Source organism: Umezawaea beigongshangensis (genome assembly GCF_016464305.1).
Taxonomy (GTDB): Bacteria; Actinomycetota; Actinomycetes; order Mycobacteriales; family Pseudonocardiaceae; genus Umezawaea_A; species Umezawaea_A beigongshangensis.
In genome coordinates this window covers 17,727-29,062 of the sequence record NZ_JAEIOJ010000013.1, presented here as the reverse complement: position 1 = coordinate 29,062, position 11,336 = coordinate 17,727, and the positions used below count along the sequence as shown (strand labels likewise).

9 protein-coding genes are annotated in these 11,336 nt (G+C 72.2%); 7 read left to right on the top strand and 2 right to left on the bottom strand.

Translation table 11 applies throughout. The features are described from left to right. Nucleotides 1-203 precede the first annotated feature (203 nt). The gene (locus IMZ35_RS25510) at nt 204-596 is read left to right on the top strand and encodes a hypothetical protein (protein ID WP_199443736.1); all 393 of its coding nucleotides are present in this window, start codon (nt 204-206) and stop codon (nt 594-596) included. A gap of 15 nt (nt 597-611) precedes the next feature. Here the strand turns inward: IMZ35_RS25510 and IMZ35_RS25505 are convergent, their stop codons facing one another. Together IMZ35_RS25505 and IMZ35_RS25500 are read right to left on the bottom strand one after the other, a co-directional pair. After that, complete coding sequence (locus IMZ35_RS25505) at nt 612-1,607, bottom strand: acetylxylan esterase (RefSeq protein WP_199443735.1); 996 nt, start codon at nt 1,605-1,607, stop codon at nt 612-614. A gap of 14 nt (nt 1,608-1,621) precedes the next feature. Continuing rightward, the gene (locus IMZ35_RS25500) at nt 1,622-2,671 is read right to left on the bottom strand and encodes a LacI family DNA-binding transcriptional regulator (protein WP_199443734.1); all 1,050 of its coding nucleotides are present in this window, start codon (nt 2,669-2,671) and stop codon (nt 1,622-1,624) included. Between the two features lie 305 nt (nt 2,672-2,976). Between IMZ35_RS25500 and IMZ35_RS25495 the strand changes: the two genes are divergently transcribed. The 6 genes from IMZ35_RS25495 to IMZ35_RS25470 all read left to right on the top strand — a co-directional run bounded on the left by IMZ35_RS25495 (nt 2,977) and on the right by IMZ35_RS25470 (nt 11,171). Continuing rightward, nucleotides 2,977-5,355 (top strand): beta-xylosidase/alpha-l-arabinosidase, encoded by a 2,379-nt coding sequence (locus IMZ35_RS25495; RefSeq protein WP_199443733.1) that lies wholly within the window; start codon nt 2,977-2,979, stop codon nt 5,353-5,355. Beyond that, complete coding sequence (locus tag IMZ35_RS25490; RefSeq protein ID WP_199443732.1) at nt 5,352-6,347, top strand: ABC transporter permease; 996 nt, start codon at nt 5,352-5,354, stop codon at nt 6,345-6,347. The genes IMZ35_RS25495 and IMZ35_RS25490 overlap by 4 nt, the downstream gene beginning before the upstream one ends. Beyond that, nucleotides 6,344-7,264 (top strand): carbohydrate ABC transporter permease, encoded by a 921-nt coding sequence (locus tag IMZ35_RS31060; protein WP_307868769.1) that lies wholly within the window; start codon nt 6,344-6,346, stop codon nt 7,262-7,264. The genes IMZ35_RS25490 and IMZ35_RS31060 overlap by 4 nt, the downstream gene beginning before the upstream one ends. A gap of 61 nt (nt 7,265-7,325) precedes the next feature. After that, the gene (locus tag IMZ35_RS25480) at nt 7,326-8,942 is read left to right on the top strand and encodes an ABC transporter substrate-binding protein (protein WP_199443730.1); all 1,617 of its coding nucleotides are present in this window, start codon (nt 7,326-7,328) and stop codon (nt 8,940-8,942) included. 4 nt (nt 8,943-8,946) lie between these two features. Next, complete coding sequence (locus IMZ35_RS25475) at nt 8,947-10,488, top strand: GH39 family glycosyl hydrolase (RefSeq protein ID WP_199443729.1); 1,542 nt, start codon at nt 8,947-8,949, stop codon at nt 10,486-10,488. After that, nucleotides 10,485-11,171 carry a DUF624 domain-containing protein gene (locus IMZ35_RS25470; protein WP_199443728.1) on the top strand — a complete coding sequence of 229 codons (687 nt, stop codon included), beginning with the start codon at nt 10,485-10,487 and terminating at the stop codon, nt 11,169-11,171. Before IMZ35_RS25475 ends, IMZ35_RS25470 begins: the two co-directional genes overlap by 4 nt. The last annotated feature ends 165 nt before the right edge of the window (nt 11,172-11,336 follow it).

Below are 11,336 nucleotides of genomic sequence, written 5' to 3'. Positions count from 1 at the left end.
GGCGGGCGGCCCCCCCGGCGCCGGGCCCCCCCCCCCACCCCCCCCCCCGCCCCGGGGCGGCGCCCCCCGCCCCCCCCCCCCCCCGGGCCGGGGGGCCCCCCCCCCCCCCCGGGGGCCCCCCGACCCCGGTGCTCGCCGGCCGGACGGCCGCGGTAGGACCACCGTTCAGGACCCGGTGGTCACGCGGAGGAGGAACGACGGTCGTGCGCAGGTCACCGCAGGAGAAGAAGCGACTGAGCTTCGAGAAGGACTGCCGCAACACCTACGGCGAGAACGCCGGGAGTTCCCGCAAGAACGTCCCCCGCAGCAGGAAGCGCGCGCACCGGGCCGAGCGGCGCCGCGTCGACCTGCTCCTGCACGCGGCCACCGGATCGCCGGACCGGGAGAACGCCGACCACGTCGAGCAGCTCCTGGCCGCCCGGCGGCCGCCCGCGTTCCGGAAGGTCCCCGACGTTCCGCTGGGCGTGGTGGTGGAGGGTCAGCTGCGCCGACGGGTGCGGGCCGGCATCGACCACGAGACGCGTGCCGCCGTCCGCGTCCGGCGGGTCCGCGTCCGGCGGCGCGTGCCCGTCGACCCGGTCCCCGACGCCGGATGAGCGCGACGCGCGGTCCTACCCGTTGCCGAACCGCTCCCCCAGCCAGGTGAGCTGACGGGACACGTGCAGCGCGTCACCGCCCTCGTGGTGGTTGAAGGGGTACACCGCGATCTCCTTGTCCCGCGTCGGACCCGCGTCGGAGCGGGCGCCCAGGCCGTTGAAGGCCGCGAAGACGCCCGACGGCGGACAGATCGTGTCGCGCAGGCCCGTGCCGAAGAACGCGGGAGCCGTCGTCCTGCGGGCGAAGTGCACGCCGTCGAAGTACGACAGCGCGTCCAGCACCCGGTCCGCCGACTCCCGGCGCACCGAGAGGTACTGCACGATCTCGCCGTAGGGCTGGGCGTCGGTGATGGACAGGTTCCGCTCGATGCCGCACAGCAGCGGCGCGCTCGCCAGCAGCGCCCGCACGCGGTCGTCGAGACCGGCGGCGGCGACGGCCAGGCCGCCGCCCTGGCTGTTGCCCGCCACCGCGACGGGGCCGGTGTCGCCCAGGGCGAGCACGGCGTCCACCGCGCGGGTGGCGTCGGTGAGCAGGCGGCGCAGGTAGGCGGTGCGCGGGTCGGTGATGCCGCGGGTCAGGAAGCCCGGCGCCGCGGGGCCGGAGCCGACGGGGTCGGCGGTGTCGCCACCGCTGCCGTACTGGCCGCCCTGCCCGCGGGTGTCCATCAGCAGGTGCGCGTACCCCGCGCACGGCCACACCAGGCGCTCCTGCGGCAGTCCTCGCCCGCGCCCGTACCCGAGGTACTCCACCACGGCGGGCAGCTCCCGTCCCGCGCTGCCGGCGGGCCGGGTGTACCAGGCGCGGACCGGATGGCCGCCGAACCCGGCGAAGGTGACGTCCAGCGTGTCGACGAGCCTGAGCCCGGTGGCCACCGGCTCGACGGCGATCAGCGGGTCGTGCTCCCGCGCCCCGGCCAGCGTCGCGGTCCAGAACGCGTCGAAGTCCTCCGGCTCGCGGACGTCGGGCGAGTACGTCCGCAGTTCGGACTGGGGCAGGTCGAACAGGGCCACGGTCGTCCTCCGGGTCAGTCGCGGGTGGGCGGCGGCGCGGCGGTGCTCTGCCGCACGACCAGTTCCGTGGCGAGTTCGATCCGCTCGTTGGGCGGACGCTCGCCGCGCGCCAGCGTGAAGACCATCTGGGCGGCGGTGGTCGCCATCTCGCGCAGCGGCTGGCGCACGGTCGTCAGCGCGGGCCCGATCCACTCGGTGACCGACAGGTCGTCGAAGCCGACGATCGACAGGTCGTCCGGAACGGACAGTCCCAGTTCGCGCGCCGCGCGCATGACGCCCAGCGCCTGGAAGTCCGACCCGGCGAAGACGGCGGTGGGCCGGTCGGGGCGGTCGAGCAGGGCGAGCCCGTGGGTGTGGCCGCCGTTGACGTAGAAGTCGCCGTAGCGCACCAGGTCCGGGGCCACGGCGACACCGGCGTCCTCCAGGGCGCTGCGGTACCCGTCGACCCTGGCGCGGCTGCACAGCACGGTCGTGGGCCCGGAGATGACGGCGATCCGCCGGTGGCCGAGCGCGAGCAGGTGCCGGGTGGCGGCGAGTCCGCCCGCCCAGTTCGTCGAGCCCACGGTGGGCACCCCCGGCGGCGGTTCGCCCGCGGTGTCGACGAAGACGAACGGGATGTTGCGCGCGGCGAGCTGACCGCGCTGCTCCTCGTCCAGGTCGGCCAGCACGAGGATGACGCCGAGGGGGCGCCGGGCCAGCAGGTCGTCGAACCACTCGCGGCGCGGCCGGTGCTCACCGCCCAGCTCGGACAGCACCACGGCGGCGCGCTGGTCGGCGGCGGCGCGCTCGACGCCGCGGATGATCTCGGTGGCCCACGCCGAGTGCATCTCGTGGAAGACCAGGTCGATCAGGGCGGGCCTGGACGACTGGCGCGCTCGCCTGCGTCGGTACCGGTGCCGCTCGATGACGCTCTCCACCCTGGCCCTCGTCTCCGCGGCGACGTCGGGCCTGCCGTTGAGGACCTTGGACACCGTCGGGACGGAGACGCCGGCCTCCGCCGCGATGGAGGCGATGGAGGGCTGCGTCTTGACCTCCGGCGCACCCGGTTCGAGCGACGTGCTCATGCTGACCCCTGTCCGCGTCGGCGCATGCGCAGCCGCGTTGTTCGTAAACTATCGGACTCAAACAGTAGTGCTTTCGGCGCAACACTGTCATCAACTCGAATGCCGCGAGTGCCTTCTCGCAGGACAATTGGCGCAACGACCACCGGAAGCGGCGGTTCACCAGCGTGAACAGCACGGACGTCGATTAACTCGACTGTTGACGCACCTCAACGTGCCACCTACGGTTCTCCCACCGGACCGTAATGTCGAACACATTCGCGATAGTTTCGGTCCTCATGGCGGAGTGAGGCGGAGGTACCTGGTCGATGACGGACAGGACGACGGACGCTGCGAAGCCGTCCGACCGGAACGGGACCGTGCCCGCCTGGCGCGACGTGCGCCTGCCGGGACCGCAGCGGGTCGAGGCGCTCGTCTCCGCGATGACGCTGCCCGAGAAGCTGGCGCAGCTCGTCGGCGTGTGGGTGGGGGCCGACCCCTCCGGTGGAACGGTCGCCCCGCACCAGTCGGACATGACCGGCGACCCCGTGGGCTGGGAGGAGGTCATCTCCTCCGGTCTCGGTCAGCTCACCCGTCCCTTCGGCACCAGGCCGGTCGACCCGGTCGCCGGGGCCCGCTCGCTCGCCGCGTCGCAGGAGCAGGTGGTGGCCGCGAGCAGGTTCGGCATCCCGGCGCTGGTCCACGAGGAGTGCCTGACCGGGTTCGCCGCCTGGCGAGCCACCGCGCACCCCTCGCCGCTGTCCTGGGGCGCCAGCTTCGACCCCGACCTCGTCGCCGAGATGGCCGGGGCGATCGGGGCGTCGATGCGGGCCGCGGGCGTGCACCAGGGGCTCGCGCCGGTCCTGGACGTCACCCGCGACTACCGGTGGGGACGCACCGAGGAGACCATCGGCGAGGACCCGCACCTCGTCGGCACGATCGGCACCGCCTACGTCCGCGGTCTGGAGCGCTCCGGGATCGTGGCCACGCTCAAGCACTTCGCCGGCTACTCGGCCTCGCGCGCCGGGCGCAACCTCGCCCCGGCCGGCATCGGACCGCGCGAACTCGCCGACGTCGTCCTGCCGCCGTTCGAGATGGCCGTGCGCGACGGCGGCGCGCGGTCGGTGATGAACTCCTACTGCGAGATCGACGGCGTGCCGTCCGCCGCCGACGCGCGCCTGCTCACCGGGCTGCTGCGCGACACGTGGGGCTTCGACGGCACGGTCGTCGCCGACTACTTCGCGGTGAAGTTCCTCCAGACGCTGCACGGGGTGGCCGCCGACGAGACGCACGCCGCCGGGCTCGCCCTGGCCGCGGGCATCGACGTCGAACTGCCGACCGTGCGGTGCTACGGCGAACCGCTGCTGCGGGCCGTGGAGCGCGGCGAGGTCGACGAGGCGCTCGTCGACCGGGCGCTGCGCCGGGTGCTCGCGCAGAAGGTCCAGCTCGGTCTGCTCGACCCGGACTGGACCGCCCTGCCGCGGGACGTGGACGCCCTGGAGCTGGACGCTCAGCACTCGCGGGAGATCGCCCTTCGTCTCGCGCGGGAGTCCGTGGTGCTGCTGGCCAACCCCGGCGGGGTGCTCCCGCTGCGGCCCGGCGCGCGGGTGGCGGTCGTGGGGCCGCTGGCCGACGACCCGATGGCGGTGCTCGGCTGCTACGCCTTCCCCGCGCACGTCGGGGTGCACCACCCCGGCGCCGGTCTCGGCGTGGAGATCCCGACCGTGCTGTCGTCGCTGCGCGACGCGCTCGGCGCGGACGCGGTCGCCCACGCCCGCGGCTGCGACGTCACGGGCGCCGGTCGCGACGGCTTCGCCGAGGCCGTCGCCACCGCGGCCGACTCGGACGTGTGCGTCGTCGCGGTGGGCGATCTGGCCGGGTTGTTCGGCGGCGGCACGTCGGGCGAGGGCTGCGACGCCACGGAACTCGTGCTGCCCGGTGCGCAGGGCGACCTCGTCCGGGCCGTCGCGGCCACCGGAACGCCGGTGGTGCTGCTGCTGATCACCGGTCGGCCGTACGCGATCGGCGACCTCGCCGACGCCGCAGCCGCGACCGTGCAGACCTTCTTCCCCGGCCAGCTCGGCGCGAGGGCGGTCGCCGACGTGCTCACCGGCGCGGTCGCCCCGTCCGGCAGGCTGCCCGTCGGCGTCCCGGCCGATCCCTCGGGGCAGCCCGGCACCTACCTGTCCGCGCCGCTGGGGCAGCGCTCCGAGGTGTCCACCGTGGACCCGACGGCGGCGTTCCCGTTCGGGCACGGCCTGGGCTACGACACGTTCACCTGGTCGGAGCCCGTCGTGTCGGAGGAGGTCTGGAGCACCGACGGCGAGGTGGCGCTGGAGCTCGACGTGCACAACCCCGGCTCCCGGCCCGGCGCGGACGTGGTGCAGCTGTACCTGCACGACCCGGTCGCGCAGGTGACCCGTCCGGTCGTGCGGCTGATCGGCTTCGCCAGGGTGCCGCTGGAGCCGGGCGCGACGGCGCGGGTCGCCTTCCGGGTGCCCGCCGACGCCACGTCCTTCACCGGCCTCGCCGGCACGCGGATCGTCGAGCCGGGAGCGGTGCAGCTGCGGGTGTCGCGGTCCAGCGCCGACGTGCACGCCACCGTGGACCTGGAGCTGGTCGGCCGGCTGCGCGAGGTCGGCCACACCCGGAGCTGGGCGGCCACCGCGGTCGTGACGGCGGCCGAACCCGAGGTCGTGGTCGCGTGACCACCGGCACCGAGCAGGCGCACGTGGTGGCTCCGCCGCCACCACCGCGGCGCTCGGCGGCACCACCGCGACGGAGACGGCGGCGGAGCACGACGTCCTGGCGCACGGCGCTGCGGCGCGACTGGCAGCTCTACACCCTCGCGATCGTGCCGCTGGTGTTCTTCCTCGTCTTCCGGTACCTGCCGATGCTGGGCAACGTCATCGCGTTCCGCCGGTTCGTGCCGGGCGGCGACCTCTTCGGCGAGTCGTGGGTCGGCCTGCGCTACGTGCGGATGTTCTTCACCGACCCGTCGTTCTGGGAGGTGTTCGGCAACACCCTCGTCCTCGGCTCGCTGACGCTGCTGTTCTGCTTCCCGCTGCCGATCGTGCTGGCACTGCTGCTCAACGAGGTCCGCTCGCGCTTCTTCAAGCGGTTCGTGCAGACGGTGTCCTACCTGCCGCACTTCCTGTCGCTGGTGATCGTCGCGGGCATGGTCCTGCAGCTGACCTCGATCGAGGGCACGGTCAACCAGCTGATCCGGGCGGTCGGCGGCAGCCCCGTCGCGTTCATGCAGGGACCGGACTGGTTCCGGTCGATCTACGTCTCCTCCGAGGTGTGGCAGACCGTCGGGTGGGGCACGATCCTCTACCTGGCCGCGCTGACCACCGTCGACCAGCAGCTCTACGAGGCGGCCGAGATCGACGGAGCCGGACGGTGGAAGCAGACCTGGCACATCACCCTGCCGGGCATCCGGCCGACGATGGTGACGCTGCTGATCCTCAACACCGGCACGTTCACGGCGGTGGGCTTCGAGAAGGTCCTGCTGCTCTACAACCCGCTGACCTACCCCACGGCCGACGTGATCTCGACCTACCTCTACCGCGTCGGCATGGTGTCCAACAACTTCAGCTACGCCGCGGCCATCGGGTTGTTCGAGTCCGTCATCGGCCTGACGCTGATCCTGTCCGCCAACGCGATCTCGCGCCGCACGGTGGGGACGAGCCTGTGGTGACCGCCGGTCCGCTCCCGCCGAAGCCCGCGGTCACCCGTCCCACGCGCGTCCGGGACACCCGCGGCAGACGGATCTTCCGCGTCGTCAACACGATCGTCCTGCTCGGGGTCGTGGCGGTGACGCTGTACCCGTTCGTCAACGTCGTGGCCCAGTCCTTCAGCGACGAGCAGGCCATCCGCGAGGGACGGGTGAACCTCGTGCCGCGCGGGTTCAACCTCGACACCTACGAGATCATCGCCGCCGACCCGGTGTTCTGGAACAGCTACCTCAACACCGTCGTCTACACGGTGACGGCCACGCTGATCTCGATGGTGCTGACCACGACCTACGCCTACGTGCTGTCCAAGCGCCACCTGAAGGGCCGGAACCTGCTCGTCGGCGTCGCGGTGTTCACGATGTTCTTCAACGGCGGCCTGATCCCCAACTACGTCCTCGTCTCCGAACTCGGCATGAAGAACACGATCTGGGCGGTCGTGCTGCCGAACGCGATCAGCGTGTTCAACCTGCTGGTGATGAAGGCGTTCTTCGAGAGCCTGCCGAAGGAGCTGGAGGAGGCCGCGTCGATCGACGGCCTGAACACCTACGGCGTCCTGCTGCGGATCGTCCTGCCGCTGTCCAGGGCGGTGATCGCGACGATGGTCCTGTTCTACGCGGTGGCGAACTGGAACTCGTGGTTCTCGGCGTTCCTGTACTTCGACCGCGCCGACCTGTTCCCGGTGACGGTCTACCTGCGCAACATGATCTCCGGGGCCACCACCGCGGCGTCCGTGGGCAGCTCTGCGGGCGACGAGGCGCAGGTCAGCTCGAACATCAAGTCGGTGACGATGGTGCTCACCGTGCTGCCGATCATCGGTGTCTACCCCTTCGTGCAGCGGTACTTCCTGTCGGGCGTGATGCTCGGCGCGGTCAAGCAGTGACCGCACCCGTTCGAGAACGTGGCACGTGGACGACGACGTCGCACCTCCCGAGGAGAGAACGATGCGGACGAAGTGGAAGCGGTTGCTCGTGGTGCTCGCGGTGAGCGGACTCGCCGTGGCGTGCACCGGCGAGAGCGAGTCGGGAGGGCCGGTCGACCTCTCCGGCAAGAGGGTCGGGGCGATGACCGACTACTCCGCCGGCACGCGGTTCACGGCCACCGAACCGGTCGAGTTCAGCCTGCTCTACAGCGACCACCCGAACTACGCGATCAAGGACGACTGGCTGCTCTGGAAGGAGATCACCGCCCGGACGAACGTCACGCTGAAGCCGACGGTCGTGCCGATGAGCGACTACGAGCAGAAGAGGAGCCTCGTCGTCGGCGCGGGTGACGCGCCGCTGATCATCGCCAAGACCTACCCCAACCAGGAGGACGCCTACGTCGCGTCGGGGACGATCCTGCCGGTGAGCGACCACCTCGACCTGATGCCCCACCTCAAGAGCAAGATCGAGCAGTGGAAGCTCCAGCCCGAGCTGAACACGCTGCGCCAGGACGACGGCAAGTTCTACCTGCTGCCCGGCGTGCACGAGGAGGTCTGGCAGGACTACACCCTCGCGTTCCGCACCGACGAGCTGACCCGGCTGGGCCTGACGACGCCGAAGACCTGGGACGAGGTCCGCACCGTCCTGAGGGCGATCAAGGCCGCGCACCCGGACACCTATCCGCTGTCGGACCGCTTCGAGGGCAAGAGCATCCTCGCCACGGCCTCCCAGGCGTTCGGCACCACCGCCGGGTGGAACTACGACAACGCGCAGTGGGACGAGGAGACGCAGAAGTTCGAGTACACCGGTGCCTCCGACGAGTACCGGCAGCTCGTCGAGTTCCTGCGCGGCCTGGTCGCCGAAGGGCTGATGGACCCCGAGAGCTTCACGCAGAAGGACGAGCCCGCCATCTCGAAGTTCGCCACCGGCAGGTCCTACGCGATCAGCAGCAACGCGCAGAACATCACCAGGGACTACCGCCCCGCCCTCGCGAACATCCCCGGCGCGACCGTCGCCAAGATCCCCGTGCCGGCCGGTCCCGCGGGGGACGTGCTGGCCACGACCCGCCTGGAGAACGGCCTGATGATCTCCGCGAAGGCCCTGGAGAGCGAGAACTTCGTCGCGCTGATGCAGTTCGTCGACTGGCTGTGGTACTCCGACGAGGGCGCCGAGTTCGCCAAGTGGGGTGTCGAGGGCACGACGTACACCAAGGACTCCACGGGCAAGCGCGTCCTGGACCCGCAGATCACCTTCAACGGCATCAACCCCGGCGCCCCCCAGCACCTCCAGGAGGACTTCGGCTTCCAGGGCGGCGTCTTCGCCTACGGCGGCAGCACCGAGCTCCTCCGGTCGATGTTCACCGAGGAGGAGCTCGCCTTCCAGGAGTCCATCTCGGGCAAGGAGGTCGTCGCGCTCCCTCCGCCGCACCCGTTCAGCGACGAGGAGCGCGAGCAGGCCACGCTCTGGGAGACCCCGCTCAAGGACTTCACCCAGCAGTCGACGCTCCAGTTCGTCCTCGGCGACCGCGAGATGTCCTCGTGGGACGCCTACACCGCCGAACTCGACGCCAAGGGCGCGGGGCAGTACGTGGAACTGCTCAACGGCGCGCACCAGCGGTACCGGCAGAAGAACGGCTGATCGCGTGAGCCCCCACCGGATCGTGGTCCCCGGCGAACCGCTCGGCGACCTGTCCGACTCCTGGAACCACTGCGTCGGCAGCGGGAGGCTCGACCTGGCGCTGCGGGCGGACTACCGCGACTCGCTGGCGCGGGTGCGGCGCGACGTCGGCTTCCGCCACGTCCGCGGCCACGGACTGCTGTCCGACGGGATGGGCGTGCACCGCACGTCCGCGGTGGACGACCGCGTGCGCCACTCGTTCACCTACGTCGACCAGGTCTTCGACGGCTACCTGGACCTGGGCGTCCGTCCGTTCGTGGAGCTGGGTTTCACGCCCTCCGCGCTCGCCTCCGGCCAGGACACGGTGTTCTGGTGGAGGGGGAACATCACCCCGCCGCGCGACCACGGCGAGTGGGCGGCGCTCGTGCGGGCGCTGGTGCGGCACCTCGTCGAGCGCTACGGCCTCGACGAGGTGCGCACGTGGCCGATCGAGGTGTGGAACGAGCCGAACCTCAGGCAGTTCTGGAAGGACGCCGACCAGGCGGCCTACTTCCGGCTCTACGCGACGACCGCGCGGGCGGTGAAGGACGTCGACGCCGACCTCCAGGTGGGCGGACCGGCCCTCTCTCCGGGGGCGGACGAGTGGTGGGCGCCGTTCGCGGAGTTCGTCGGCCGCGAGGACGTGCCGATCGACTTCGTCAGCGCGCACGCCTACTCCTCCGGGCCCGCGCAGCACGTCCCGTTCGGCACCTACCAGACGCTCGCCCCGCCGCAGGCGCTCCTCGACCAGTTCGACGCGCCGCGGCGGCACCTGGAGGGCACCGCCCTCGCCGGTCTACCGGTGCACGTCACGGAGTTCAACAGCTCCTACCGGCCCGACAACCCCGTCCACGACACGGCCTACCACGCCGCGTACCTCGCCCCCGTCGTCACCCGCGGCACGGACCTCGTGGACTCCCTCTCGTACTGGACGTTCTGCGACGTGTTCGAGGAGGAGAACGTGCCCACGTCGGTGTTCCACGGCGGCTTCGGGCTGCTGACCCACCGGCAGGTGCCGAAGCCGACCTACCACCTCTACACCTTCCTCGCCCGCTCGGGACGCCGCGTGCTCGCGCGCGGCGACGACCACCTCGTCTGCGCGCACGACGACGGGCGGGTCACCGTGCTCGCCTGGCAGCCGGTGGGCGGCACCGACGCGCCCCACGCCGAGGAGCGGCACGAGGTGCGGCTGTCGGTCCCGCTGCCCGGTCCGCGCGCGTTCCTGCGGCGGGAGCGGGTGAACGAGCACGACGGCAACGCCTTCGCCGCGTGGCGGGAGCTGGGCAGGCCGTTCTCCCCCGACGAGCGGACGTTCGACGTGCTGCGGGACTGCGCGCGTCCGGCCGTGGAGCACCGGTCGCTGCCGGTGCGGGGAGGCCGGGTGGCGCTCGACCTGTCGCTCGCGCGGCACGAGGTGACGTTCGCGGAGCTGGTGCCGGTCCGGGTGCAGGAGCACACCGGGCTGGACGACCGGCGGTTGCTCGGCGGGAACGACGACCGTCTCGTGGCCGAGCACGAGCGGTCGTGACGCGCGCACCGGACCCGGCGGCCGAGATCGGCCCCGGCGTCCTGTCCCGCGCGGCGTCCGTCGTGCACTGGTTCGTCGTGGTCGAGGCCCTGCTGGTGCTCACCGCGGTCCCGGCGCTCGTCCCGGTCCTGCTGCTGGCCGGTGACGCGAGCAACGCACCCCTGATCGGCCTCTGCCTGGTGCCGCTGGCCCCCGGCCTGTCGGCCGCGCTCTTCACCTGGCGGGTGTTCGGCACCGAACGCGACCTCGCGCCCGCCCGGCACTTCTGGCGCGGCTACCGGCTCAACCTGCTCGACGTGCTGCGCTGGTGGCTGCCCGTGCTGGCGCTGCTGACGGTCATCGGCTCCTCGCTGGCCAACCTCGGCGCGGCGGGCGTGCCGACCGGCTACGGGGTCGTGCTGGTCCTGATCGCGGTGGTGGTGCTGCTGTTCTCGGCCCACGCGCTGGTGCTGTCCTCGGCGCTGTCGCTGCGGACGCGGGACGTGGCGCTGCTCGCCCTGCACTACCTCGCCGCGCGTCCGCGCAGCACGCTCGGCGTGCTGTCGCTGCTCGTGACGGCGGCCGGGATCGTCGTGCTCACCTCGGAGGGGGTGCTCCTCCTGCTCGCCTCCCCGCTCACCCTCGCCCTCCTGCGCAACGCCGATCCGGTGCTGCGCGACGCCGTCGAGAGGTTCACCGCGTGAGATCCCCGCAGATCGGCCACGGCGGCGACCACGACCCCGAGCAGCGGCCCCGCGAGGTGTGCAACGCCGGCCGCGGCGCGGTGCCCGGCCACGCGGGCCGCACCGGCACCGGGGTGCTCCCGGAGGTCGCCGCGCTCGGGGACGAGGTGGTGCTGTCCCCGGCGG

Excerpts from the sequence above, each read along its gene's own strand:
- IMZ35_RS25480 (WP_199443730.1), top strand. The coding sequence starts at position 7,326 with ATGCGGACGAAGTGGAAGCGGTTGCTCGTGGTGCTCGCGGTGAGCGGA.
- IMZ35_RS25500 (WP_199443734.1), bottom strand. The coding sequence starts at position 2,671 with ATGAGCACGTCGCTCGAACCGGGTGCGCCGGAGGTCAAGACGCAGCCC.
- IMZ35_RS25495 (WP_199443733.1), top strand. The coding sequence starts at position 2,977 with ATGACGGACAGGACGACGGACGCTGCGAAGCCGTCCGACCGGAACGGG.